This is a genomic window from Amycolatopsis xylanica (assembly GCF_900107045.1).
Taxonomy (GTDB): Bacteria; Actinomycetota; Actinomycetes; order Mycobacteriales; family Pseudonocardiaceae; genus Amycolatopsis; species Amycolatopsis xylanica.
The window spans coordinates 844,181-867,033 of sequence record NZ_FNON01000001.1; the positions used below are offsets into that span (position 1 = coordinate 844,181).

The 22,853-nt window shown below is 69.4% G+C and carries 24 protein-coding genes; 12 read left to right on the forward strand and 12 right to left on the reverse strand.

Annotation, left to right across the window (positions count from 1 at the left end; translation table 11 throughout):
• The first annotated feature begins 43 nt into the window (after window positions 1–43).
• Window positions 44–1,504 (forward strand): adenosylhomocysteinase, encoded by a 1,461-nt coding sequence (gene ahcY / locus BLV57_RS03630; RefSeq protein WP_091287857.1) that lies wholly within the window; start codon window positions 44–46, stop codon window positions 1,502–1,504.
• A gap of 47 nt (window positions 1,505–1,551) precedes the next feature.
• Here the strand turns inward: ahcY and BLV57_RS03635 are convergent, their stop codons facing one another.
• Genes BLV57_RS03635 through BLV57_RS03655 form a run of 5 tightly spaced genes read right to left on the reverse strand, consistent with a single transcriptional unit; the run spans window position 1,552 to window position 6,984 of the window.
• Window positions 1,552–2,226 carry an RraA family protein gene (locus tag BLV57_RS03635; RefSeq protein WP_091286522.1) on the reverse strand — a complete coding sequence of 225 codons (675 nt, stop codon included), beginning with the start codon at window positions 2,224–2,226 and terminating at the stop codon, window positions 1,552–1,554.
• The gene (locus tag BLV57_RS03640) at window positions 2,226–3,416 is read right to left on the reverse strand and encodes an aminotransferase-like domain-containing protein (protein ID WP_091286524.1); all 1,191 of its coding nucleotides are present in this window, start codon (window positions 3,414–3,416) and stop codon (window positions 2,226–2,228) included. Before BLV57_RS03640 ends, BLV57_RS03635 begins: the two co-directional genes overlap by 1 nt.
• A gap of 12 nt (window positions 3,417–3,428) precedes the next feature.
• Entirely contained in the window at window positions 3,429–3,893 is a 465-nt protein-coding gene (locus BLV57_RS03645; RefSeq protein WP_091287858.1) for a flavin reductase family protein, read from the reverse strand.
• A gap of 12 nt (window positions 3,894–3,905) precedes the next feature.
• Window positions 3,906–5,435: a 4-hydroxyphenylacetate 3-hydroxylase N-terminal domain-containing protein gene (locus BLV57_RS03650; protein WP_176968482.1), complete on the reverse strand. Its 1,530-nt coding sequence runs from the start codon at window positions 5,433–5,435 to the stop codon at window positions 3,906–3,908.
• A 13-nt stretch (window positions 5,436–5,448) separates the two neighbouring features.
• Complete coding sequence (locus BLV57_RS03655) at window positions 5,449–6,984, reverse strand: FAD/NAD(P)-binding protein (protein ID WP_176968483.1); 1,536 nt, start codon at window positions 6,982–6,984, stop codon at window positions 5,449–5,451.
• 288 nt (window positions 6,985–7,272) lie between these two features.
• Between BLV57_RS03655 and BLV57_RS03660 the strand changes: the two genes are divergently transcribed.
• The 5 genes from BLV57_RS03660 to BLV57_RS03680 are packed head-to-tail and all read left to right on the forward strand — an operon-like array spanning window position 7,273 to window position 11,272.
• On the forward strand, window positions 7,273–8,733 hold the full coding sequence (locus BLV57_RS03660) for an aldehyde dehydrogenase (RefSeq protein ID WP_091287860.1): 1,461 nt from the start codon (window positions 7,273–7,275) through the stop codon (window positions 8,731–8,733).
• Window positions 8,720–9,289, forward strand: coding sequence for a 2-keto-4-pentenoate hydratase (locus BLV57_RS03665; protein ID WP_091286528.1), 570 nt, complete (start codon window positions 8,720–8,722; stop codon window positions 9,287–9,289). The genes BLV57_RS03660 and BLV57_RS03665 overlap by 14 nt, the downstream gene beginning before the upstream one ends.
• A gap of 44 nt (window positions 9,290–9,333) precedes the next feature.
• Complete coding sequence (locus tag BLV57_RS03670) at window positions 9,334–10,083, forward strand: 2-keto-4-pentenoate hydratase (RefSeq protein ID WP_091287861.1); 750 nt, start codon at window positions 9,334–9,336, stop codon at window positions 10,081–10,083.
• Window positions 10,083–10,295: a 2-hydroxymuconate tautomerase gene (locus tag BLV57_RS03675; RefSeq protein ID WP_091286530.1), complete on the forward strand. Its 213-nt coding sequence runs from the start codon at window positions 10,083–10,085 to the stop codon at window positions 10,293–10,295. The genes BLV57_RS03670 and BLV57_RS03675 overlap by 1 nt, the downstream gene beginning before the upstream one ends.
• Complete coding sequence (locus BLV57_RS03680; protein ID WP_091286533.1) at window positions 10,292–11,272, forward strand: VOC family protein; 981 nt, start codon at window positions 10,292–10,294, stop codon at window positions 11,270–11,272. The genes BLV57_RS03675 and BLV57_RS03680 overlap by 4 nt, the downstream gene beginning before the upstream one ends.
• Here the strand turns inward: BLV57_RS03680 and BLV57_RS03685 are convergent.
• Both BLV57_RS03685 and BLV57_RS03690 read right to left on the reverse strand, forming a co-directional pair.
• Window positions 11,249–11,788 (reverse strand): GNAT family N-acetyltransferase, encoded by a 540-nt coding sequence (locus tag BLV57_RS03685; RefSeq protein ID WP_091286536.1) that lies wholly within the window; start codon window positions 11,786–11,788, stop codon window positions 11,249–11,251. The two genes, BLV57_RS03680 and BLV57_RS03685, sit on opposite strands and share 24 nt — an antisense overlap.
• A gap of 76 nt (window positions 11,789–11,864) precedes the next feature.
• A complete protein-coding gene (locus BLV57_RS03690) occupies window positions 11,865–12,179 on the reverse strand; it encodes a hypothetical protein (RefSeq protein WP_091286538.1) in 315 nt (104 codons plus the stop codon).
• Window positions 12,180–12,289: 110 nt separating this feature from the next.
• Between BLV57_RS03690 and BLV57_RS03695 the strand changes: the two genes are divergently transcribed.
• Window positions 12,290–13,030, forward strand: coding sequence for a hypothetical protein (locus BLV57_RS03695; RefSeq protein WP_091286540.1), 741 nt, complete (start codon window positions 12,290–12,292; stop codon window positions 13,028–13,030).
• A 3-nt stretch (window positions 13,031–13,033) separates the two neighbouring features.
• Here the strand turns inward: BLV57_RS03695 and BLV57_RS03700 are convergent, their stop codons facing one another.
• Genes BLV57_RS03700 through BLV57_RS03710 form a run of 3 tightly spaced genes read right to left on the reverse strand, consistent with a single transcriptional unit; the run spans window position 13,034 to window position 15,497 of the window.
• Window positions 13,034–14,380 (reverse strand): DUF6002 family protein, encoded by a 1,347-nt coding sequence (locus BLV57_RS03700; RefSeq protein WP_091286543.1) that lies wholly within the window; start codon window positions 14,378–14,380, stop codon window positions 13,034–13,036.
• Window positions 14,368–14,961 carry a thiamine pyrophosphate-dependent enzyme gene (locus BLV57_RS03705; protein ID WP_143046971.1) on the reverse strand — a complete coding sequence of 198 codons (594 nt, stop codon included), beginning with the start codon at window positions 14,959–14,961 and terminating at the stop codon, window positions 14,368–14,370. The genes BLV57_RS03700 and BLV57_RS03705 overlap by 13 nt, the downstream gene beginning before the upstream one ends.
• Window positions 14,958–15,497: a thiamine pyrophosphate-binding protein gene (locus BLV57_RS03710; protein ID WP_091286548.1), complete on the reverse strand. Its 540-nt coding sequence runs from the start codon at window positions 15,495–15,497 to the stop codon at window positions 14,958–14,960. The genes BLV57_RS03705 and BLV57_RS03710 overlap by 4 nt, the downstream gene beginning before the upstream one ends.
• Before the next feature lie 153 nt (window positions 15,498–15,650).
• Between BLV57_RS03710 and BLV57_RS03715 the strand changes: the two genes are divergently transcribed.
• Window positions 15,651–16,976, forward strand: a complete 1,326-nt coding sequence (locus tag BLV57_RS03715; RefSeq protein WP_143046972.1) for a hypothetical protein — start codon at window positions 15,651–15,653, stop codon at window positions 16,974–16,976.
• On the opposite strand, the gene BLV57_RS03720 is transcribed toward BLV57_RS03715, so the two are convergent.
• Complete coding sequence (locus BLV57_RS03720) at window positions 16,973–17,743, reverse strand: SDR family NAD(P)-dependent oxidoreductase (RefSeq protein WP_091286553.1); 771 nt, start codon at window positions 17,741–17,743, stop codon at window positions 16,973–16,975. The genes BLV57_RS03715 and BLV57_RS03720 overlap by 4 nt on opposite strands.
• Complete coding sequence (locus BLV57_RS03725) at window positions 17,740–18,882, reverse strand: cytochrome P450 (RefSeq protein ID WP_176968484.1); 1,143 nt, start codon at window positions 18,880–18,882, stop codon at window positions 17,740–17,742. The genes BLV57_RS03720 and BLV57_RS03725 overlap by 4 nt, the downstream gene beginning before the upstream one ends.
• A 140-nt stretch (window positions 18,883–19,022) precedes the next feature.
• On the opposite strand from BLV57_RS03725, the gene BLV57_RS03730 reads away from it, so the two are divergent.
• Genes BLV57_RS03730 through BLV57_RS03745 form a run of 4 tightly spaced genes read left to right on the forward strand, consistent with a single transcriptional unit; the run spans window position 19,023 to window position 22,850 of the window.
• Window positions 19,023–19,979 (forward strand): ketoacyl-ACP synthase III family protein, encoded by a 957-nt coding sequence (locus BLV57_RS03730; protein WP_218134582.1) that lies wholly within the window; start codon window positions 19,023–19,025, stop codon window positions 19,977–19,979.
• Window positions 19,976–21,325, forward strand: a complete 1,350-nt coding sequence (locus tag BLV57_RS03735; RefSeq protein WP_091286558.1) for a preATP grasp domain-containing protein — start codon at window positions 19,976–19,978, stop codon at window positions 21,323–21,325. The genes BLV57_RS03730 and BLV57_RS03735 overlap by 4 nt, the downstream gene beginning before the upstream one ends.
• On the forward strand, window positions 21,322–22,575 hold the full coding sequence (lysA, locus tag BLV57_RS03740) for a diaminopimelate decarboxylase (protein WP_091286559.1): 1,254 nt from the start codon (window positions 21,322–21,324) through the stop codon (window positions 22,573–22,575). The genes BLV57_RS03735 and lysA overlap by 4 nt, the downstream gene beginning before the upstream one ends.
• Window positions 22,576–22,586: 11 nt before the next feature.
• Window positions 22,587–22,850: an acyl carrier protein gene (locus BLV57_RS03745; RefSeq protein ID WP_091286562.1), complete on the forward strand. Its 264-nt coding sequence runs from the start codon at window positions 22,587–22,589 to the stop codon at window positions 22,848–22,850.
• Window positions 22,851–22,853 lie beyond the last annotated feature (3 nt).

The following is a 22,853-nucleotide window of genomic DNA, read 5'->3' on the forward strand; positions in this document are numbered from 1 at the left end:
TGGTACGATTCTTGTCCGGTCGGGGTGTCAAGGAGAGGAAATGATGAATTCCCAGTTGCGCAAGATCAACGGTGTCGAATTCGCCGTGGCGGATCTGTCCTTGGCCGAATCCGGCAGGCACCAGATCCGGCTGGCCGAACAGGAAATGCCGGGCCTGATGGCGACCCGCCGTGAATTCGGCGTGGCCAAGCCGCTCAAAGGCGCGCGGATCGCCGGATCGCTGCACATGACCGTGCAGACGGCGGTCTTGATCGAGACGCTGGTCGAGCTGGGCGCCTCGGTGCGCTGGGTGTCCTGCAACATCTTCTCCACGCAGGACGAGGCGGCCTCGGCGGTCGTGGTCGGCCCGCACGGTACCCCGGACAAGCCCGAGGGCACCCCGGTGTTCGCCTGGAAGGGTGAAACGCTGGAGGAGTACTGGTGGTGCACCGACCAGCTGTTCCGCTTCGAGGGCGGGCAGGGGCCGACCGCGATCCTCGACGACGGCGGCGACGCGACCCTGCTCGTGCACAAGGGCGTCGAGTTCGAGGCGGCGGGCGCCGTCCCGGCGCCGGGCGAGAACGACCCGGAGGAGTACCGGCTGGTCCTGCGCACGCTGGCCGAGTCGATCGCCAAGGACGGGCAGCGGTTCACCCGGATGGCGAAGGAGATCCTCGGTGTCACCGAGGAGACGACCAACGGCGTGAAGCGGCTCTACAAGCTTGCCACCGACGGCGAGCTGCTGTTCGCCGGGATCAACGTGAACGACTCGGTGACCAAGTCGAAGTTCGACAACAAGTACGGCATCCGCCACTCGCTGATCGACGGTCTCAACCGCGGCACCGACGTGATGATCGCCGGCAAGCTCGCCGTGATCTGCGGCTACGGCGACGTCGGCAAGGGCGCGGCCGAGTCGCTGCGCGGCCAGGGCGCGCGCGTCGTGGTCACCGAGGTCGACCCGATCTGCGCGCTGCAGGCGGCGATGGAGGGCCTGCCGGTCGTCGACCTGAACGACGTCCTCGCCGACGGCGACATCTTCATCACCACCACCGGCAACTTCAACATCATCATGGCCGGCCAGATGGCCAAGATGAAGCACAACGCGATCGTCGGCAACGTCGGCCACTTCGACAACGAGATCGACATGGCCGGGCTGGCGAAGATCCCCGGCATCAAGAAGGTCGAGATCAAGCCGCAGGTCCACGAGTGGCAGTTCCCCGATGGCCACTCGCTGATCGTGCTGTCCGAGGGCAGGCTGATGAACCTCGGCAACGCGACCGGGCACCCGAGTTTCGTCATGTCGAACTCGTTCACCAACCAGACGATCGCCCAGCTGGAGTTGCACACCAAGCCCGGTGAGTACGGCAAAGAGGTCTACCGGCTCCCCAAGCACCTCGACGAGAAGGTCGCCAGGCTGCACCTGGACGCGCTCGGCGTGAAGCTGACCAAGCTGACCAAGGAGCAGGCCGACTACATCGGCGTCGACGTCGACGGCCCGTACAAGCTCGACCACTACCGCTACTGACCGAGGCTCCCCGGATGGTCCGCCATCTGCCGGCAGATGGCGGACCATCAGAGCGCACCGAACTCGGCCAGCAGCTCGTGCAGCGTGGCGCCCGCGATGATCTTGTCGCGGATAACGTTCTCGCGGCCCAGCAGTTCGCGGGTGTCGTCGAGCACGGTCTGCGCGACCGACGGCGTCACGATGCCGAGACCGTTCTCGTCGGCCACGATGATGTCGCCCGGCTCGATGACCTGGCCCTCGATCACCACGGGAACGTTGGTCTGCAAGGGTTCCGTGCCATCGTGCGTGATCGCCGGGCACCGCCGGGGCAGCGTCCCGTGGTACCACACCGGGAAGTCCAGGTCCCGCACCTCGTCGACGTCGCGGACCATCCCGTCGATGATCGCGCCCGCGATCCCCGCCATCCGCGACAGCGTGGACATCAGCCCGCCCCACATCGCCAGCCGCGGCGACCGCTGGCAGGCGACCACGATGATGTCGCCGGGTTTCGCCGTGCCGAGTACCGGCAGGCAGTCGACCAGCTCGTCCGCCTGCAGCTGGACGGTCAGCGCCGGGCCGGCGATCTTGTGCTCCCGCTTGACCGGCCGCAGCCCGCCGATCACGCCGACGCGCGCGGTCGAGTCGGCCACGAGACAGCTCGGGCTGTACTCGCGGGTCATCGCCACGAAGGCGTCGACGAGCTCCTGCGGTGGCCGGACGAGTTCATTGTGGACGGTCTTCATCACTGTCCTTTCCGGTCGAAGTTGCTGAGGATCTTCCCGAGCCGGACGATGCCCTCGTCGATCTTCTCCTCGGGCACCTTGCTGAACGCCAGCCGAAGCTCGTGGGCGCCGCGGTCGCCGGGATAGAAGATCCCGCCGGGGACGAAGGTGATCCCGTCGGCCAGCGCCCGTTCCGCGAGCGTGAGCGTGTCGATGGCGTCCGGCACGGTCAGCCAGCTGAAGAACCCGCCTTCCGGCCGGGTGAACCGCACCCACTCCGGCAGATGCGCGTCGAGCGCGCTCAGCATCGCTTCACGACGGCGGCGGTAGAACGCGCGGGACGCGGCGATGCCGTCGTCGAACCCGCCGGAGCGCCCGTAGTCCTCGAGCAGCAGCTGCCCGAGCGCGCCGGTGCACTGGTCGGTGAACTGCTTGGCGCCGGACAACGCCGCGACCAGGGGAGCGGGCGCCGAGATCCAGCCCATCCGCAGGCCGGGGGAGAACGTCTTGGAGAACGTGCCGAGCTGGGCCACCACGTCCGGGCCGAGCGTCCGCAGGCTCGGCCGCCGGTCACCGTCGTACCCGAGTTCGCGGTAGGCGACGTCCTCGATGATCAGGAGGCCGTGCCGCCTGGCCAGCGCGATCAGTGCGTGCCGCCGCTCGGCCGAGAGACTGACGCCCATCGGGTTCTGGTAATCCGGGATGACATAAAGGAATTTCGCACTGGGAGACGACGAAAGTACTCGCTCCAGCGCGTCGACGTCGAGCCCGCCGGAGTCCATCGGCACGGCCTCGATCACGCCCATCGCGCTCTGGATGGCCATGATCGCGCCCATGAACGTCGGGCCCTCCACCAGCACCCGGTCGCCCGGATCGAGCAGGCAAGCGGTCAGCAGCTTCAAACCCTCCATACCGCCGCTGGTGATGATGAACTCGTCCTCGGCGGGGCGCAGGCCGTCGTGCTCGCCGAGCCAGCCGGTGAACCAGTCACGCAGCCCCGGCAGCCCGGCGGTCGGCGCGTACTGCAGCGCGGCCGGGTCGGCGACGACGCGCGAAAAGCTTTGCTCCAAAGCTTTTCGCGGGAATGTGTCGGGATGCGGGTAACCGCCGGAGAACGCGATGATCCGGTCGTCACCGGCCTGGCTGAGGATCGCGGTGATCTCGTTGCCCGCGCCGCTCGCGACACTCCGGGCGAACAGGTCCTGCCACACGGGACACCCCTCTCAACGCGAACTGACGAGTGAGCGCAACTCACCGCTGAAGAAGACGAGCGGATCGCCGTCGCGGTGCCACAGCCCATCGATCTCCCCGATGTGCAGCGTGTGATCACCCGCGGGATAGGACGCGCGCACCGAGCAGGTCAGGTGCGCGAGCGCGCCATCGAGCAGCGGCAAATCGTCGCGCCACACGAAATCGACGAGGTCGGGTTCGTGCGCCGCGCCAGCGAAGTGCAGTGACAACGGCTTCTGCTCGCCGCTGAGCACCGAGATGCCGTACCGGCCGGTCTCCTCGATGCGTCTGTCCATTTTGGCCGAAGTGGACACGGAGATGAGCACCAGCGGCGGATCCAGCGACACGGACGTGAACGCGTTGGCCGTCATGCCGTGGACCTCACCGGTCGTGCCCCGCGCGGTCGTCACCACGGTGACCCCGCTGGCGAATCGGCCCAGCGTCTTGCGCACGCTCATGGTGTCCACGGCTCACTCCCGCACGAGTTTGAGATCGTCGGCGTTGATCAGGTCCGGCCTGGTCCAGCCGTCGATGTCGTATTCGGCCATGCACTGGTCGGCGAAGCCCTTGAGCGGGTCGGCCTGGCCGGTCTGCTGGTACGCGATCAGCGTGTGCAGGCGGATCGTCTCGTGGTCGCCCGCGTAGTTCCGCTCGTAAAGCTCATGCCTGCCACCGAATTCGGTGCCGACCGCGTCCCAGAGCAGCTTGAGCAGCTTCACCCGGTCGATCGCCTGGATCCCGCCGGAGCCGCGCACGTACTTGTCCAGGTACGGCCGGATCTCGGGGTTCTTCCAGTCGCTCGCGTGCGAGTTCAGGTAGATCAGGCCACTGCCGAGCGTCTGCTGCAGGATCTCCTTGATGCGCGGGTAGCCGGTGCCCATGAACGTCCGGTACGCCAGCCCGTAGTTCAGGTTCGGCTGGACGGCGTCGCCGATCCAGGCGTTCGGCGACTTGGCCATCGCGTCGGACAGGCCCCAGAACAGGTCACGCCAGTTGAGGATCTCGCCGATCTGCGCCTGCACGCCACGGAAACCCGAGGTCCCGGTCATCTCGACGGCCTTCAGCGCGCAGCCTGCGATGAAGTCGAGCTTGACCGCGAGCCGGGTACAGCCGTGGAAGGTGAACCGCTCCAGGAAACCCGAGCCACTGGTGAAGCCGCTGGCCGCCTCCGCGTCGTACATGAAGACGTTCTCCCAGGGCACCAGCACCTTGTCGAGCACCATGATGGCGTCGTTCTCGTCGAAGCGGCTCGAGAGCGGGTAGTCGAACGGGCTGCCCATCGCGGCCGCGGCCATCTCGTAGGACGTGCGGCAGAACAGTTTCATGCCCGGCGCGCTCATCGGCACGGTGAACACCAGGCCGAACCGCTTGTCCTTGACCGGAAGCCCGTGGTGCGCGACGAAGTTCGCGTTCGTCAGCGCCGAGCCGGTCGCGACCACCTTCGCGCCGGAGACGATGAGGCCGGAGTCGGTCTCCTTCTCGACGTGGATGCACACGTCCGCGACCTCGTCGGCGGGCTTGGCACGGTCGATCGGCGGGTGGACGAGCGCGTGGTTGAAGTACAGCACCCGCTCCTGCGCTTCCTTGTACCAGCGCAGCGCGTTCGGCTCGTATTCGCCGTAGAACCCCGAGTTCGCGCCGAGGGTGCCGAGCAGGCAGGCCTTGTAGTCCGGGGTGCGGCCCATCCAGCCGTACACCTGCCGCTGCCAAGCCGCGATCGCGTCCCTGGCGGTGACGAGGTCTTCCGACGAGCGCGCCGTCTTGAAGAACGGGTGCGTGAACCCGCCGTTGCCCGTGTCGGTGGGCACGCGTAGGACGCCTTCGGCTTCCGGCGCGTGTAGCGCGTCGTAGAGCCGCGCGATCGAGCGGGCGCTGTTGCGGAAGCCGGGGTGGGTGGTGACGTCCTTGACCCGCTCGCCGAAGAGGTGGACTTCGCGGTCGTCGCGCAGCGACTCGAGGTACTCGGCTCCGGTCATCGGCCGGATGGCGTTCGTGGTCATGGTTTCGCTCCAGTCAGGCGACGTTGCGCAAAGCGGGGGATTCCTGGGTGACGGCGCCCGCGATGTCGTAGGCGCGGTCCACGAGTGAGGGCAGCCCGAAGGTGAAGAAGAGGCTGCCCGAGGCGAGGTCGCCGAGCGCGTACAGGCGCGGGTCCGGGACGCCGTTCACGGTCAGGCGGCTGGTGGCGCGCTCGACGTGGACGCCGCCGCGCGGGTGCTGCTCGGCGAGCCCCGCGTCACGCAGCGAGCTGATCAGGGGTTCGGCCTTCGCCGGGATCTTGTCGGCGGGCACGTTGACCGCGTTGATCACGTAATCGGCATGGAGCGGCCCGGTGTCGGTGGTGATCGCGAACCCGCCACCGGGCGCGGCTTCGACGTCGCGCAGCCCGGCGCCGACCTTGAGCTGCCCGGAGTCGATGAGGCCGAGCAGCTTGTTGCCGGTGGTCGGGGGCATCGGGCAGCACACGCTCATCACCGCGCGGTAGTGCTCGCGGATGAGCTTGTTCTTGTCCCGCTCGGTGAGCACCGGCCAGACGTCCGGCCCGGTCACCGGGACCACACGCTGCAGGATGCGCAGGCCGAGGCTCGACGAGTCGACCTCCGCCAAGTGCCGCCGCAGTAGTGCCACCGGATCTTCGTGCTCCTGCCGCAGGATCTCGCCGACGATGGCATCGAGATCCTCGCCCGCGGCGGCGAATTCGGCGCGCATCACCGCGATGACGTCGTCCATCCCGATCCGCTCGCCGCGCGCGGCGATGGCGCGGAACGTCTCCGGCGTGAAGTGCTTGAGTTCGTAGGAGAACGGGCGCTGGCGGACCATCGGCAGCACGCCGCTGCGCGAGAGCAGCCGGATGCGGCCCTGGTGCGAACGCTGGGCCAGGCCGAGCACGACGTCGATACCGGTCAGCCCGCTGCCGATCACGGCGACCTCGGCGTCGGTCGGAATGCTCGCCAGCGTCCGGCTGAGCGGATAGGGCTCGGGGACGAATCCCGGCGCGTCGCCCAGTCCGTAGATGTCGGTGGGCTTGCCGCGCCCGACGCAGAGCACGGTGTGGTCGGCCTGGAACTGGTTGCCGAACTCGGTTTCCAGCACCAGCCCGTCGCCCAGCCGCTCGGCGGAGAGCACGGATTCCCTGACCACGTGGATCCGCCAGCCCTGCTGGCGCAGCTTGGCGAGTATCGCCATCGCGGACTCGGCGAGGTAGTCGCCGAACAGGCCGCGCGGGACGAACCTGATGCCACAGAAGGGATCCAGGTAGTCCTGGCCACCGCCCCGGTCCGACAGCCACTCGCGGAACACGGTCGTGTCGCCGAACCGCAGCGACATCCCCTCCGGCGGGATGTTGACCCGCACGGTCTCCAGGTCCAGCTGGAACGCCCGGCCGCGCCACAGCTGGCACGACGTCTCGAACACCGTGATGCCGCCCGGTTCCCCGCCGGACTCGGCCAGCGCGTCGAGCAGGCAGACGGCCGAGACGCCGCCGCCGACGACGGCGATCTGGCGGCCCTGGTCGAGCGTGGACGTGCCGGTTGCTCGTGGGTATCTCATCGAGTCTCTCATCGTCTCCGGCGAAATGCGCCATTGTCGAATAAAAAGAAATCCCAGAACGCCGGAAATCCGGCGGCTTCGCCGGGTGAACCCCCGTTTGTTCGCCCTCGACCGACGGTACCGCGCCCGCGCGGCCGCTCGACAGGCCGTCGTTGCCGGAGCGCAGATTTGAAGAGATCGGGGAAAGTTGGAAAGCGCTAAAGGGTTCCTTAAGACGGCTTGACCTGATCTGAGCCGCCCACGTTTACTGTGCACGTTCTGCTCTGCTCGAATTGGGAGATTCCCCGCATGAGCATTGATATTCGGCATCTCATCGGCGGCCATCCGGCCGAATCCTTCAGTGGCGAGACCTTCGAGACCAGGGACCCGCACGACGGCTCCCTGCTGGGCACCGTGGCGCGCGGCGGACCGGCCGACGCCGAGCGCGCGATCGAAAGCGCGCGCTCGGCTTTCGACGAAGGCCCATGGCCGCGCATGTCACCCAAGGAAAGGCATAAGATCCTTCACGCGGTCGCCGACGCCGTCGAGGACAACCTCGAAGAGCTGGCGATGCTGGAGACCCGCGACAGCGGGAAGATCATCACCCAGTCGCGGCACGCCGACATCCCGCGGACCGCGCACAACCTGAGGTTCTTCGCCGACTACGCCGCGATGGCGGGCAACGAGGCCTATCCCGACGGCGATCTGCTGTCCTACACGCTTTATCCGCCCGCCGGGGTGGTCACGGCGATCAGCCCCTGGAACGCCCCGCTCATGCTCGCCAGCTGGAAGCTCGCCCCGGCGCTGGCTTTCGGGAACACCGCGATCCTCAAGCCAGCGCCGCAGACACCGCTGACCGCGGCCCGTTTCGGCGAACTGGCTTTGGAAGCGGGCCTGCCGGAGGGCGTGCTGAACATCGTGCACGGCTTCGGCGGCGACGAGGTCGCGGGGCCGTTGACCACCGACCCGAGGGTCGATCGGATCACGTTCACCGGCTCGACCGCGACGGGCGTCCGTATCCTGCAGGCGGCGGCGCCGAACCTGACGCCCGTCTCGGCCGAGCTCGGCGGCAAGTCGGCGAACATCGTGTTCGACGACGCCGACCTGGACGTGGCGGTGCCCGAGTCGATCAGGGGGATCTTCGCGGGCAACGGGCAGATGTGCTTCGCGGGTTCCCGTTTGCTGGTACAGCGCGGAATCCTGCCCGAGTTCCTCACGCGCTTCACCGAAGCGGCCGAGAAGCTGGTGGTCGGTGATCCGAAGGACCCCGCCACGGAGCTGGGCCCGCTGATCGAGCGGCGGCATCTCGACAAGGTCCACGGGTACGTCGAACTCGCCCAGCGCGAAGGCGGCACGGTGCTGACCGGCGGCGCACCGCTCGGTGGCGCCGGGTTCCACTACCCGCCGACCGTGATTTCCGGGCTGGGCAACGATTCCCGGACCGCGCGAGAGGAGATCTTCGGCCCGGTCGAGACGGTCATCCCGTTCGACACCGAGGACGAGGCGCTGCGGCTGGCGAACGCGAACCCGTACGGCCTGTCCGGGCTGCTGTTCACCACCAGCCTCGATCGCGCTCACCGGATGGCCGCGCGCTGGAAGGCGGGCACCGTCTGGGTCAACTGCTATCTCGTGCGCGACCTGCGGCTGCCGTTCGGCGGCGAGGGCAGCAGCGGCCTCGGCCGCGAGGGCGGGCGGTTCTCGCGCGAGTTCTTCACCGAGCCACGCGCCGTCACCTTGCGGCTGAGAAGGGGAAATCATGGAACAAACTGAGGCCGTCCACGGCTGGCGGCTCGTGGGCGGGTCGGTCGCGTCACGCCGCGAGCTGGGGCTGACAGAGCCTTCGTTCGCAACATTGTCCGCGGATACATTCCGCACGGAGGGTTTCCCGATCCCTGTCGACACTGAGAAGCCCACGGCCGAAGCCGGGATCGCCTTCGTGCTCGGTTCGCGGTTGGCGGGCCCGGGCGCCACCGTGGCGGACGCCCTGCGGGCCGTGGACCTCGTGCTGCCCGCGCTGGAGATCGCGGGCGCCGTGGTGCTCGGCGCGACTCCGGCGAGCCTGTCCACTGTGGACCTACGGCTGGCGGGGTGCGTGCTGTACCACCGAGGTTCGGTCGCCGCGACCGGGGCGGGCGGCGTGGTGCTCGGGTCGCCGTTGAACGCGTTGGTCTGTCTCGCCAACACCGTCGGCGCGCTAGAACCCGGTCAGATCGTGCTGTCCGGCGCGTTGACCCCGCCGGTCGAGGTGGTGCCGGGCGACAGTGTGCTGGCGAGTGTCGCGGGCCTCGGCAGTGTCACCGCGGTCCTTTCGGGAGAGCAGTCATGAGCCTTGAGATCCGTTCCGGCGACCTGAAACGCGCCGCCGAGGTCATGCTGGCCGCGGAGGCCGGCGTGACCGCGCGCGGCCCGATCACCGAGCAGTGGCCCGATCTCGACCTCGACACCGCGTACGCCGTGCAGTATGAGGCGCTGCGTCAGCGGCAGCGCCGAGGCGAGACGCTGATCGGCGTGAAGCTCGGCCTCACGTCGCGCGCCAAGCAGATCCGGATGGGCATCGACTCGCCGTCGCTGGCCTGGCTGACCGACGCCATGGTGCTGCCCGCCGGCGAGCCGTTGCCGCGGGAGCGGCTCATCCACCCGCGTGCCGAACCGGAGATCGTCTTCGTCATGGGGGAGCGGCTCGCCGGTCCCGGCGTGACGGCGTCAACGGCTTTGAAGGCCGTCGACCGCGTCTACGGCGGGGTCGAGATCATCGACAGCCGGTTCCAGGACTTCAAGTTCACCCTGGCGGACGCGGTGGCCGACAACAGCTCGTCCGGCCTGTTCGTACAGGGCCCCGTCGGCAAGAGTGCCCTCGACCTGGACCTGTCGCACGAGGCCTGCCTGCTCGAAGTCGACGGCGAGATCGTCGACGCGGCCACCGGCGCGGCCGTCCAGGGCCACCCCGCGGAGGCGCTCGCGCTGGCCGCCAACCACCTCGGCGCACGTGGCCTGGCCATCGAAGCGGGCTGGATCGTGCTGACCGGCGGGATGACCGACGCGGTCCACGTGCGGCCCGGCGCCCGCGTCGCCGCGCACTTTTCGAACCTCGGCAGCATCACGATCCCCGGAGGCGAGTAATGCCGTTGATCGACGTGAGCCTCGGCAGTGGCCGCACCCCGGAGCAGATCCGGCGGCTGATCACCGAGCTGACCGAAGCGACCCACCACGCCATCGGCGCCCCGCTGGCGAACATCCGCGTCATCGTCAGGGAGGTCGACCCGAACCTCTGGGCGGCAGGCGGCGTGACCATCGCGGAGCGGCAGGCGTCCACCGAAAGAGAGAAGCCATGACGCGGCACGACATCCGCCACGAGATAGCGCACCTCGCGCGCGTGGAGATCCACACCCCCGACCCCGACGGCACGCTGTGGTTCTTCAAGGACCTCCTCGGCATGTACGAGACCCGGCGAGAGGGCCAGTCGGTCTACCTGCGCGGGTACGAGGACCCGTACCAGTGGAGCCTCAAGGTCACCGAAGGCCCGGTCGCGAGGATGGACCACGCCGCACTGCGCACCTCCTCCCCGGAAGCGCTCGAGCGCCGCGCCAAGTCCCTCAAGGACGGCAATCTCGAGGGCAAGTGGACCGACGGCGAGTTCGGCTACGGCAAGACCTACGAGTTCACCACCCCGGACGGCCACGACGTGCGCCTGCTGTGGGAGGCCGAGAAGTACCGCGCGCCCGAGGAGTTGAAGAGCAAGATCCTGACCAGGGCGTCGAAGAAGCCGTTGCGGGGCATCCCGGTCAAGCGCATCGACCATCTCAACCTGCTGGCCAGCGACGTCACCCCGGTCAAGCGCTCCTTCGAGCGCCACCTCGGCATGCAGACCCGCGAGCGCCTGGTCGACGGCGACGTCGAGGCGGGCGCCTGGCTCAGCAGCAACATCCTCGGCCACGAGGTCGCGATCATGCGCGACGCACTCGGCGCCCGTGGCCGGTTACACCACATCGCGTTCTACTACGGCAATCCCCAGCACAACGTCGACGCGGCCGAGATGTTCCGCGAGTACGACATCGTGATCGAGGCGGGCCCGGACCGCCACGGCCTCAGCCAGGGCGCGTTCCTTTACGTGTTCGAGCCGGGCGGCAACCGCGTGGAGTTGTTCGGGGACTGCGGTTTCCTCGAGCTGGAGCCGGACTTCGAGACCAAGACGTGGACGATGGACAACATCGACGTGGTCACCGCCATCGGCGGCACGACCCTGCCCCAGGAGACCTATTTCACCTACGGAACCCCGCCCCTCGACTCACCCGAGCAGGCCGCCGCCTAGGTCGCGGTGAAGCCGCCGTTCGTGCAGCTCGACACCTTCGATCCGAGTGTCCACCTGGGTCCGCCCGGTGTCGGTCCACCCGGCGCTCGCATAGAAGCCCAGCGCGCGCTCGTTGGTGCCGAGCACCCACAGGCCCGCGTGGGCGAACCCACGGGACCTCAGCCTGTCGAGCGCGACGGAGTGCAGGTCGGTGCCGACACCGAGCCGCCAGATCTTCGGATCGAGGTAGAGCGCATAGAGATCACCGAGCGTGGGATCGTCGCCATCGGCGGCCACGAGCGGGGGCCCGGTCGCGGCGAACCCGACGACCGCTCCCGCACTCGTCGCCACGACCATGTCGGTGCGCGGCGGGCGGTTCGTGAGCACACCAGCCCAGAACTTCTCCCGGTCGTCGACGGACAGCCCCGCCAGCACCTCGTCGGGCATCAGCCCCCGATAGACGGCTCGCCAGGATCGGACGAGGAGCTCGCCGATGCCACGAGCGTCGGCGAGCTTCGCGTCCCTGAACTCGACCATGCGCCAATGCTTCCACAATCGCCGGGTCGTGAGTGGCGTGACCGGTTAGAACCGGCCATACCACTCACGACCCGGGTCATTTGCGTTCCCGGATGTCGGTGTTGTGGTTGGGCATGACCATGCAGTACAGGCCGCCGGTCTCGTTGGTCATGCAGTAGACCGGCTGGGAGGCGCTGGAGTTGGTCACGTCCTCCTGGTCGCCGATGTGCTGGATGGTGATGTGGTGCGGGTCTTTGGGCGGTTCCGGCGCCGGGGGCGTGACCCATGGGTGCCAGGCCAGCAGGCCGCCGCCGAGTCCGGCGACGAGGATCGCGAAGCTCAGCAGGCCGTGGCCTTGCCGGGGCTGCGTGGTCTGCGGTAGGGACGGTTCGGGGACTTCCGGGTGTGACATGGCGGACAGTTAACCGCATCGGGTGACAAGATCACCGGCGGCCGCCGCGTCCCGGGCGATCGGGAAGAATTCCCGGATCGCGGGGAAAAGCGGGCGTGTTGGATGGGTGGATGGCGATCAGCACGCACACCGCCGCCGAGCGGCCCGATCTCTGGGAGCACCGGATCAGGGCCGTGGACGTGTGGCCCGAATACCAGACCCGCGGCGAGGCCGTCCAGCGGTGGTGGAGCCTGCTGGACGAGGAGTTCGCCGACTTCCAGTTCGTGCTGCACGACGACGAGACGGACCGGGTGGTCGCCCAGGGCTACGCGGGCCCGCTCGCTTGGGACGGCGACGAAAAGTCACTGCCCGCGGGGTTCGACGCGGCCATCGAACGCGTCTTCTGTGAAGGGGGAGCGGGTGCGACCGCGTTGTGCGCGCTGGCGGCGGAGATCCCGCGCGCGGAACGGGGGAACGGCTTGGCGGCGCTGATCATGTCGGGCATGCGCTCGCTCGCCGCGAGGCATGGGTTCGGCCACGTCGTCGTCCCGGTGCGTCCTTCGTGGAAGGCACGCTATCCGCTGACGCCGATCGAGCGTTATGTCCACTGGCGACGCGAGGACGGGCTGTTCCTCGACCCGTGGATGCGGGTCCACGAACGCCTGGGCGGCCGCGCCGGCGCGCCCGTCGCCCGGTCGTTCCGGGTCACCGGGACCGTGGCGGAATGGGAGTCGTGGACGGGCATGGCGTTCCCGGACTCGGGCTACTACATCTTCCCCGAAGGGCTCGCTCCGGTGTGGATCGACCGCGCGGCCGACACCGGTGAGTACTGGGGACCCAACGTCTGGATGGTCCACGAAGCCGGGGCGTGAGCGCTACTCGCCGAGCGTGGCCGCCAGACCGGCCGCGTCTTCGACGGTGACGATGTGCTCCGGCGGCAGCGGGGTGTAGTCGCCGACGCCGTAGCTGCCGGACGCGTGCACGACCAGTTCGTCCGTGTTCGGGACGAGGTCGCGGTCGAGTGCGGTGAGTACGCCGGTCAGCGCCATCACGAGCGACCATTCGCGCAGGTCCCTGGGGTCGTCGGGCAACGTGATGTCGGTGTCCCGCAGCAGATCCCGGCACTCGGCGTACCGCTGGAGGCACTCGTGCAGCGACACCGCGAGGCCGGAGCCGCCGTGGCGCGCGATCAGGCCGCTCATCGCGGCGGAGGTGACCGGTTCGCGGGTGTAGAACGTCTCTTCCAGCGTTTCGGCGGGGGACCAGGTGGTGGCCGGGAAATGCGGTGACTCGTGCTGGCGCCACAGGCCCTTGTCGAGGTGATAGCGGGGGATGCGGGCGCGGTCGTGGTCGCCGAAGAGGCTGTGCAGGACCATGTCGCAGGTGGCCAGGTGCTGGACCAGCAGATAGCCGGGCTGGTCGACGTCGGCCCCGGTGGCGCGCAGGCGGTCCAGACCGGCTTGGTAGCCGAGCAGGCCGTACGCGCTGGAGACCGCGTGCGCGTGGATCACGCGGGGTCCGGTCGCGCCGAACTCGTGGTCGGTGAACGCGCGGACCACGTCCGCCTGCTGGTAGTTGTCCAGCCGCAGGGTCGCCCACACCTGACCAGCCCGCTGTGCGCCGCGGCGGTACTCGCGCACGAATTCCGCGCCGATCGCCTTGACCGCCTCCGGCGGGCTGCCGCGCAGCACGACGACCGGGTTGAGGCGGCGCAGTTCCGGGTCGTCGGAAAGCCGGGAGGCACGCAGTTTCGCCGTCGTCGAAGCCGGGGTGAGCGTGACGATCCGCAGCTGATGTGGTTCGGCGAGGCCGTTACTGAGCGCCCGTTCCACGGCGTCGCGCAGTGCCACCGCCTTGTTGCCTGACGAGGGGGAGAAGATCAGGATCGGCTCGCCGGTGCGCCGGATGTGCTCGACGGCGCGCGCCACCAGCAGGAGCGAGGCGAGGGTCTTCGTCGTCTGGGTCGCGGGGTTGCGGCGGAGGTCGAGCAGCCGCAGGCGGACGCCGGCGATCTCGTCCAGCACGTGGTGGGTGACCGTCGCGGGCTCCAGGAAGGCGGCGACCCGGTCGTCGAGCGCGGGGAACGCGAACCCCGGTTCGAAGCCTTCGCCCGGTGGGATCGGCTGGGCGCCGGTGATCTCCTCGTAGTACCGGATGAGCACGTTGGTACTGCCGGCCACCCGCGAACGGGTGGAGCGGGCGTGCGCCGTCAGCTGATGCATCGTGGGTCCTTGGGTTGGAGGGTGGCGACCTGGGCGGCGAACCGCCTGGCGTGGCCCGCGAGGTCGTCGGTGACCCGGCCGGGAACGGACGTCGCCTCGGTGCGTAGCGGGCAGCGGAGGAAGACGGGGCCTTGCCCGTCGGCGATGTGCGCGGCGACGGCGTCGCCGAGAGCGGCCGCGGTCGGCACGGTGCGTGCCGTCCGATAGCCGCAAGCCAGTGCCCAGGCGCACAGATCGACGTCACCGGAGCCGCTGAGCTGGCCGCCGGTGGAGTCGTAGGCGTCGTCGTCGAGCAGCACGTGCACCAGCGGGAGCGGGGCGAGTGAGCCCGCCATGACCAAAGTGGACGGATTCATCAGCAGGCTGCCGTCGCCGTCGGCGGCGACCACCGGCTGGCCCGTGGCCAGCGACAGTCCACTCGCGACGGACGCGCACAGTCCCATGGAACCGGTCATGTAGAAGTGGTTCGGCCGGTCGGCGAGCCCGCAGGCGATGCGGCTGGTGTAGCCGGTGGTGAACACGATCGGCACCCGCGCCGCCGCGGTGATCACGGCCTGGATCGCGGCCGGTTTGGCGGTCATGCCGGCGACCACCCGAAGAGATCCGGCGGGACGAGCAGCGCGACGGCGCCGCGGCGCGTGGCCAAGGTGTCGGCGGCCCAGCCGAGGTGCTCGGCGAGCCGGTCCTGCCGCAGCGTCCGGTGCGGCACGCCGAGCAGGTCCAGGATGGGCTCCGTCGCCTTGCCCATCACCAGGTTCTCGCTGGTGTGATCCGGCGCGACGCCGCGCAGGCTGATGACCAGCAGGATCGGGATCTCGTACGGCCGGATCAGTGAGGCGATCCCGTTCACGCTGGCCCCGAAGCCCGAGTTCTGCATGAGCACGACGGGCCGCCGGCCACCCAGCGCGGCCCCGGCCGCCAGGCCGACCGCCGTTTCCTCCCTGGGTACCGTGATCACGCTCTGGCCGAGTTCTCGCAGCAACGGCGCGAGCACGCCGCACGGCGTCGCCAGATACGGCCCGAGATCCCGTGCCGCGAACGCGTCGGCGACGACGCGTTCCGGGCCGAGAACGGTGGTGGCATACGAGGGAGTCGGCAGAGGCTCCTCTTCGCTCATTGGTTCAGTTTCACGGTGTGGCCCGCGTGCTGACAATGGGAGCCGGGCGGGAGATCTTCCCGATATTCCGGGAATCGACTCCCTTGTTTCCGGAGATGCCGGCGCCGCACTGTGGGAATTGACAGCGCCGCCTTTCCGGGAGAGTCACTGCCGATGACATCCACCGCACTTCATTCGTGGTTCGGCCCATATCAGCCCTACGAGAGCGGGCATTCCCCGGAGCGGGTGGCCGAAATGCTCGGCGAGGCCATGCGCATCAGTCCCGGCGGCCAATTCCCGCTCGCGGCCGAGCCCGTCGTGGTGCCGAGGGAGTCGTATCGGAGCCTGCTCGACGCGACCGCGCGACTGCTGGAACTGCATCGCGTCGCCGTGGCGAACCTCGCGCCGGACACGGCGGGCAGGATGACGGCGCTCAAGGCCGATCCCGCGCTGTTCCCGAGATTCACCGCCGACGAGGCGTTCGAGCTCGGCCACGCCACGGACGTGGCCCGTGCCGACGTGATGATCGGCGCGGACGGCCCGCGGTTCCTCGAGTTCAACGTCGGCGCGAGCGTCGGCTGCATGGCGCAGTTCGAGCGGCTGCGGCGGGCTTGGCGCGACCTCGCGTCCGAAGCCGGGAAGCCGGTGCTGACCGGCACCGACCTCTACGCGCCGCTGGCGGAAGTCCTCAAGCGCAGCTGCAAGGAGCTCGGGGTCGGGCCCGAGGTGCTGCTGATCGACACTTCCGACGACCTCCAGACGACCAGCGCCTACGTCGACGCCCAGCTCGGCCTGCTGCGCGAGCACGGTGTCCACGCGCGCTTCACCGAACTGCGGGACCTCGGCCGGGTGGAAGACCTGGGGAACGTGCTCGGCGTCGTCCAGTTCAGCGAGGGCGAGGCCGCCAGATTCGGCTGGGACATCTCACCTTTGGCCTCGGCGATGGGCGCCGGCCTGACCGCCGTGCCGTCGCAGACCGCGCGGCTGCTGGACACCAAGAAGGTGCTCGCGCTGCTGTCGGAAGGCCTCCCGTGGATGACCGGCGACGACCGGGACCTGGTGCGGCGGTTCGTGCCGTGGAGCCGGGTGACGGGTGACCGCCAGGTGACCTGGCGGGGCCAGGCGCACGACCTGCCCCGGCTGCTGCTGAACCGGCCCGAGCTGTTCGTGCTCAAGCTCGCCGCCGGCCTCTACTCCGACGACGTGTACTTCGGGGCGACCGCGACCGACCGGGAGTGGCGGCAGCTGGTCGCCACGGCGACGGAGACCGAGGACTACATCGCCCAGGAGCTGGTCGAGCCGCTCCGCCCGCCGATGGCCGTGCTGCTGGACGAGTCCGGCCGCACCGAGACCGTGCGCGCGAAGATGGTGGTCAGCCCGTTCTGCGTGGGCGGCGTGGCGACCGGCTGCTATGTCCGGTTCAACACCGCCGCGACGCCCGGCATCCTGTCTGTCCACGATGGACTCATGCGCGGCTGTCTACTCGGTGAGCCAAGCTAAAGGGCGGGTGGGCGGGTGGCGGGTGAGAGGCCGCCGTCGACGTGGATCGTCTGGCCGGTGATGAACGCGGCGTCGTCCCCGGCGAGGAAGACGAGCGTCGCCGCCACGTCGTCCGGACGGCCGGTGCGCCGGACCGGGGTCGACGCGGCGATGGCCGCTTCCGTGGCGGCGAAGTCGCGGACCGCCGCCTGGGTCATCGGGGTGCTGATGAAGCCGGGCGCGACCGCGTTCACGGTGATGCCGGACGGGCCGAGGTCGATGGCGAGCGCGCGGGTGAGTCCCTCCAGGCCCGCCTTGGCCGCGACGTAGTTGGCCTGGCCGTAGTGGCCGCGCGCGGAAAGGCTGGAGACGTTGAGGATCCGGCCCCAGCGCGCCCTGGCCATGTGCTTGTGGACCGCGCGGGAGAACAGGAAGGCGCCGCGCAGCGTGACCGCGAACACCGCGTCCCAGTCGCCTGCCGACATCGCGAACAGGGGAGCGTCCTTGGCGATGGCCGCGTTGTTGACCAGGACGTGGACGCCGCCGAATGTCTCGGCCGCCGTGCGCGTGGCCGCCGAGACCTGATCGGGATCCGTGACGTCGCAGGCCACGGCGAGCGCGCGGCCGCCATCGGCGGTGATCGTGTCCGCCACGCGCTGGGCCGCTTCGTGGTCGAGGTCGGCCAGCACGACCGCGCCGCCATGGAGGGCGAGACGTCGTGCGGTCGCCGCGCCGATCGCGCCCGCCGCGCCGGTCACGATGGCGACGCGGCCGTCGAGCGGGGTCACCAGGTCACCGGCAGCGCGGTGACGGCGAAGACCAGGCCTTGCCGCACCGGCACCTGATCGGCCTCGATGCCGAGGCGCAGCGAAGGAAACCGCTCGAACAGCCTGCGCAGCGCCACTTCGACCTCCAGCCTGGCCAGGTGCTGCCCGATGCACTGGTGGACGCCGAAGCCGAACGTGAGATGGTTGCGCGTCCGCCGCCGCAGGTCCAGCTCGTGCGGCCGGGGGAACACCGGGTCGCGGTTCGCCGCGGAATTGAGGACCACGACGCCCTCGCCCGCCTTGATGACGACGTCCGCCACCTCGATGTCGGCCGTCGCGACGCGCACCAGGCCCGCGGTCAGCGACAGGAACCGGAGCAGCTCTTCGATCGCGTCCGGCCAGGTCACCTGCCCGGTGCGCAGCCTGGTGAGTTCGGCGTCGTGGGTGAGCAGGGTGAGCACGGCGACCGCGATGGTGGCGACCGTGATGTCCTGGCCTGCCGAGATCAGCACCGTTCCATAGTGGACGAACTCGTCGGTCGTGACCGACTCCGTGGCGAGCAGGTCGTCGAGCAGGCCGTCGCCGGGGTGTGCTCGCTTGGTCTCGATCAGCGAGAGCAGGAATTTTTCGAGTGGTGGCACGGGATCGAGGTGGCGCAGCGCGCCGTCGAGCCGGTCGCGGTCCGCGTCGGGAACACCCAGCAGCGTGGCCAGTCCTGCCGTGACCACGGGCCGGATGTAGGCGCCGACCAGCTCGGCGGCGTTGTCCGGCATGGCGGCCAGCTCGTCGAGCCTGGCGTCCGCCGCCGCTTCGAGCGCGGCCCGCCGCGTCTGGGTCCGCTTGACGGTGAGACTGGGCAGCAGCGCCCGGCGCTGCTCGGTGTGCAGTGGGGGATCGGTGCGCAGCAACGTCCGCATCGCGCGGTGGCGCTCGGGCCGTCCCAACACCTGCGCGCGGGAAAGCTTCGGCGGCTCGCCCGCGCCCGGATCGACGGACAGCCGGGGATCGGCCAAGAGCCGCCGCGCCGCGGTGTGACCGGTGACCGCCCACACGAGCCGTCCGTCGAAAAGCCGTACGCGGGTGACCGGCCCTTCCGCCCGCAATTCTTCGTACGCGCGAGGTGGGGCATACGGGCATTCACGGGAAATCGGCAGTTCCACCATTTCACGGTAGCGGTGGCGCGGCACTTTTTGTCAAGTGGGCAACTTTACCCAGTGCTCTGGGTAAAAGTGGTAATGGTGACGACGATCGCCGGTTCTTATCGTTGAGGAAGACGAATTCCGGAAGCGAAGGGGGACGGGTGGTGCTCGCGCGCTTGACGGTCGAATCCGCCACCTCCCACACGCCGGAGGAATCCGTGGCCATCGAGACGGCCGCGAGCCGGCTCGGGCTGTCCCGGCCGAAGGTCAAGCTGTTCCGCCGGGTGCACGGCCTCGACCGGCTCCGGACCGCCGGGGACACCGGCGTGCTGGATCTGGTGGCGACGCCCGCGGCGGAACTCGTCGCGTCGCTGGACGACCCGGCCCGGATCCGTTACCTGGTCTACGCCCACACGATCCAGGAGGTCGCGCCGTCTTCCGTGGATGTCGCCGCCCTGCTCGCCGAGAGGCTGGGCTTGCCCGACGCCACGGCGTTCGCGCTGACCCAGCAGAACTGCGCGAGCGGCCTCGCGGCGATCATGACCTGCGGCGCGCTGCTGGCCGCCGATGCCGAGACCGGCGCGCTCGCACTGATCGTCACCGGCGAGAAGGCGTTCACGCCGCTGGCCCAGCTGATCCCGAACACCGCGATCATGGGCGATGCGTCCGCCGCCTGCCTGGTCAGCCTGTCGGGAGCCGGGGACCAGGTGGTGGGCTATCACTCGCGCACCGATGGCCAGTACGCCGAAGGTCTTCGCCTCGATCCGCTCCGGCTGGCCGAGTTCGGCGCGGAATACCCGGCACGGCTCGCTGAGACCATCCTGTCGGCCTTGCGTCCGGCGGGGCTCACGCTGGACGACGTGGCGCTGATCGTGCCGCACAACGTCAACCTTTCGTCGTGGCGGCGGGTCATCGAGGAACTCGGGATCGACACCGGCGACGTGTTCCTCGACAACATCGCCGAATACAGCCACTGCTTCTGCAGCGATCCGTTCCTCAACTACACGCACCTGCGTGACCAGGGACGGCTGGAGCCCGGCAGGCACTACGTGCTCACCGCGGTCGGCTTGGGCGCGACCTACGCGGCCATGGTGCTGCGGCACGGAAGTGCGGCATGAGCACCAGGTACCTCCAAGCGCTGAAGCGCGGCCTGACCGGCGATCCGGGCACGCCACTGGTGTTCGTCTGCAACTTCGAGGTCGAACAGCACTGGTCGGCAGGGTTCCCTGGCCTGCCCGCTCCGGCCTTCTCCACGACCGCGGCTTTGGTGACGAGGATGGAGGAACTCGGCACGCTGCTGGCCGGTCCCGGCGACTACCTCATCCTCCAGCACCCACTCGATCCGTCCTATGTGGACTACCTGCGGTCGCTCGGGTTCGGCCTCCCGACCGTGCTGCTGGCCGACGGCGGAAGCCAGGGCGAACCGACCGCGGCGCGCGCGTTGGCCTCCCCGGGCCTGCTGGCGGTGCTGGGCGACCTGGCCAAGGCGGGTGCCCGGCTGGCGCCGATGGGCGTGTCGGCGTGGGAGTCCCGGCTCGCCGAGGTCACCGGCCTGCGCCTGGCCGCGCCCGAACTCGATGTCGTGACCAGGGTGAACAGCAAGATCTACAGCAGGCGCCTGGTCGCGGCCAACGGCCTGCGCGAGGTTCCCGGCTGGTGCTGTGAAACGGCGTCGGAGTTCGTGACGCTGATGGCCGAGCTGGGTCCCCGGTGCACGCCCGAGTCCCCGGTCGTGGTCAAGGACGCTTACGGCGTGTCCGGCAAGGGCCTCGTCGTGGTGACCGATCCGCGCAAGGCCGAACGCCTGGCGCGGCAGGTGCGGCGGCAGGCGGAGCGCAAGGACGACGACCGGCTGCACGTGGTCGTCGAGCGCTGGTTGCCGAAACGGGCCGACCTCAACTACCAGCTGACCGTGGACCCGGCAGGCGCGATCCGGCTCGACTTCGTCAAGGAGGCGCTCACCAGCGGCGGCGTCCACATCGGACACATCAGTCCCGCCGCGCTGGACGCCAGGCAGCTCACCGAGATCGAGCACGCCGCGGCGGCCGTCGGGCGCGCGTTGCACGCGGACGGATTCTGGGGTGTCGCGGGCGTGGACGCGCTGGTGACCACCGACGGCGTGGTGTATCCGGTGCTGGAGATCAACGCCCGGTTCAACATGTCGACCTATCAGGGTGGTGTGCTGGAAACCCGGGGTGCCGCCGCCTCGCTGGCCGGCCGCCATGTGCTGCGGTTGAACGCGCCGCTGGCGTTCGAGGACGTCCACGCGGCACTGCCTGCTTCCCTGGACGGCGAACTGGTGATCACCTGCTTCGGCACGGTCAACGCCATGGCGGGAGCGACGCCGTTCGAAGGCCGCCTCTTCACCCTCGCGCTCGGCCCCGACCGGGCGGCGGTCACCGCGCTCACCCAGGCGGCGGGCAAAGCACTCGAAGGTCTCGCCGAAGGAGCGTTCCCCCGATGACACACGTGCAAGGCCTGCCGATCGCGGAGCTCGCCGACGAGTTCGGCACCCCGTTCTACCTGTACGACGCCGACGTGCTCGCCTCGACCTACACGACCTTGCGGAAGCTGCTGCATCCCGCGCTGGAGCTGTACTACTCGCTGAAGGCCAACCCGAACGTGAGCGTCTGCGCCGAGCTGGTCGACCTCGGCGCGGGCGCGGAGGTCTCGTCCGGCATCGAGCTGCGCACGGCCGCGGCCGCCGGAGCCAAGGCCGAGCACACCATCTTCCTGGGCCCCGGCAAGAGCGACGAGGAACTGCGTGCCTGCGTCGACGCCGGGATCCGCGCGATCGTCGTGGAGTCCGAGACGGAGCTGCGGCGGCTCGACCGGCTCGTGGCGGGCAGGGCGCCGGTCGACGTGCTGCTGCGGGTCAATCCTTCCTTCAGCACCAAGGGATCCGGCCTGTCGATGGGCGGAAAGCCCCGGCAGTTCGGCATCGACGAGGAGGACTTCCCCGCGGTGGTGGCGGTGGCCGCCGGGCTGCCCGGGATCCGGATCCGCGGGGTGCACGCCTACCTGGGCACCCGCATCCTCAACCACGCCGACATCGTGCACAACACCGCGGGCGTCCTGCGGATGGCCGACGAACTGCGGCGCCGGTGCGGGATCGAGCTGGAAACCGTCGACGTCGGTGGCGGCCTCGGCGTCGCCTACTTCGAGAACGAGGCCGACCTGGACGTCGAGGCGATGGCCACCGGCGTGAACGAGGTGATCGCCGAGTTCGCCGCCGCCCACCCGGAAACCCGGTTGATCATGGAGCTGGGCCGCTACCTCGTCGCGCTCGCCGGGACGTATGTCGTGCGCGTGCGGGACGTGAAACGGTCACGCGGTGAGACGTTCGCCGTCGCGGACGGCGGCACGAACCATCACATGGCCGCCGTCGGCATCGGCAGCTTCGTCAAGCGCAACTTCCCGATCCGCGCACTGTCCTCGGTGGACGAAAGCGCCATGTCGACGTACACCGTCACCGGACCGCTGTGCACCCCCAACGACGTGCTGGGCAAGCGTGTCCAGCTGCCCGGCGTCGAGGTCGGGGACCTGCTCGGCGTGGAGCGGTCGGGCGCGTACGGCCCGACGGCCTCGCCCGTGCAGTTCCTCAGCCACGGCTATCCCGCCGAGGTCCTGGTCCGTGCCGGGGTCGCGCATCTGGTGCGCCGCCGGGACACCGCCGAAGACATTCTCGACCGGCAACTGCTGATCCAACGCTAGGAGGAAAGCCGATGACATCGAAGGAGACCGTCGAGGCGGTCAAGGTCGCGCTCGCCGAGGTCCTGCAGCGCGAGCTGCCCGAGATCAGCGAGTCGACCCGGTTGTTCGACGACCTGCACCTGGACTCGACCTCGGTGCTCGAACTGCTGATGGCCCTCGAGGACGCGCTCGGCATCGAGGTGGAACCCGAGGAACTGCGGGCCGAGGACTTCACGACCGTGGGCTCGCTCGCCGAATACCTGCTGGCCAGGCCCAGCGAACTCAGCCGGGGCTAGCAC

Excerpts from the sequence above, each read along its gene's own strand:
- BLV57_RS03745 (WP_091286562.1), top strand. The coding sequence starts at position 22,587 with ATGACATCGAAGGAGACCGTCGAGGCGGTCAAGGTCGCGCTCGCCGAG.
- BLV57_RS03675 (WP_091286530.1), top strand. The coding sequence starts at position 10,083 with ATGCCGTTGATCGACGTGAGCCTCGGCAGTGGCCGCACCCCGGAGCAG.
- ahcY (WP_091287857.1), top strand. The coding sequence starts at position 44 with ATGAATTCCCAGTTGCGCAAGATCAACGGTGTCGAATTCGCCGTGGCG.
- BLV57_RS03710 (WP_091286548.1), bottom strand. The coding sequence starts at position 15,497 with ATGAGCGAAGAGGAGCCTCTGCCGACTCCCTCGTATGCCACCACCGTT.
- BLV57_RS03700 (WP_091286543.1), bottom strand. The coding sequence starts at position 14,380 with ATGCATCAGCTGACGGCGCACGCCCGCTCCACCCGTTCGCGGGTGGCC.
- BLV57_RS03635 (WP_091286522.1), bottom strand. The coding sequence starts at position 2,226 with ATGAAGACCGTCCACAATGAACTCGTCCGGCCACCGCAGGAGCTCGTC.
- BLV57_RS03705 (WP_143046971.1), bottom strand. The coding sequence starts at position 14,961 with ATGACCGCCAAACCGGCCGCGATCCAGGCCGTGATCACCGCGGCGGCG.
- lysA (WP_091286559.1), top strand. The coding sequence starts at position 21,322 with ATGACACACGTGCAAGGCCTGCCGATCGCGGAGCTCGCCGACGAGTTC.
- BLV57_RS03735 (WP_091286558.1), top strand. The coding sequence starts at position 19,976 with ATGAGCACCAGGTACCTCCAAGCGCTGAAGCGCGGCCTGACCGGCGAT.
- BLV57_RS03660 (WP_091287860.1), top strand. The coding sequence starts at position 7,273 with ATGAGCATTGATATTCGGCATCTCATCGGCGGCCATCCGGCCGAATCC.
- BLV57_RS03665 (WP_091286528.1), top strand. The coding sequence starts at position 8,720 with ATGGAACAAACTGAGGCCGTCCACGGCTGGCGGCTCGTGGGCGGGTCG.
- BLV57_RS03670 (WP_091287861.1), top strand. The coding sequence starts at position 9,334 with ATGCTGGCCGCGGAGGCCGGCGTGACCGCGCGCGGCCCGATCACCGAG.
- BLV57_RS03690 (WP_091286538.1), bottom strand. The coding sequence starts at position 12,179 with ATGTCACACCCGGAAGTCCCCGAACCGTCCCTACCGCAGACCACGCAG.
- BLV57_RS03650 (WP_176968482.1), bottom strand. The coding sequence starts at position 5,435 with ATGACCACGAACGCCATCCGGCCGATGACCGGAGCCGAGTACCTCGAG.
- BLV57_RS03645 (WP_091287858.1), bottom strand. The coding sequence starts at position 3,893 with ATGAGCGTGCGCAAGACGCTGGGCCGATTCGCCAGCGGGGTCACCGTG.
- BLV57_RS03680 (WP_091286533.1), top strand. The coding sequence starts at position 10,292 with ATGACGCGGCACGACATCCGCCACGAGATAGCGCACCTCGCGCGCGTG.
- BLV57_RS03695 (WP_091286540.1), top strand. The coding sequence starts at position 12,290 with ATGGCGATCAGCACGCACACCGCCGCCGAGCGGCCCGATCTCTGGGAG.
- BLV57_RS03685 (WP_091286536.1), bottom strand. The coding sequence starts at position 11,788 with ATGGTCGAGTTCAGGGACGCGAAGCTCGCCGACGCTCGTGGCATCGGC.
- BLV57_RS03655 (WP_176968483.1), bottom strand. The coding sequence starts at position 6,984 with ATGAGATACCCACGAGCAACCGGCACGTCCACGCTCGACCAGGGCCGC.
- BLV57_RS03715 (WP_143046972.1), top strand. The coding sequence starts at position 15,651 with ATGACATCCACCGCACTTCATTCGTGGTTCGGCCCATATCAGCCCTAC.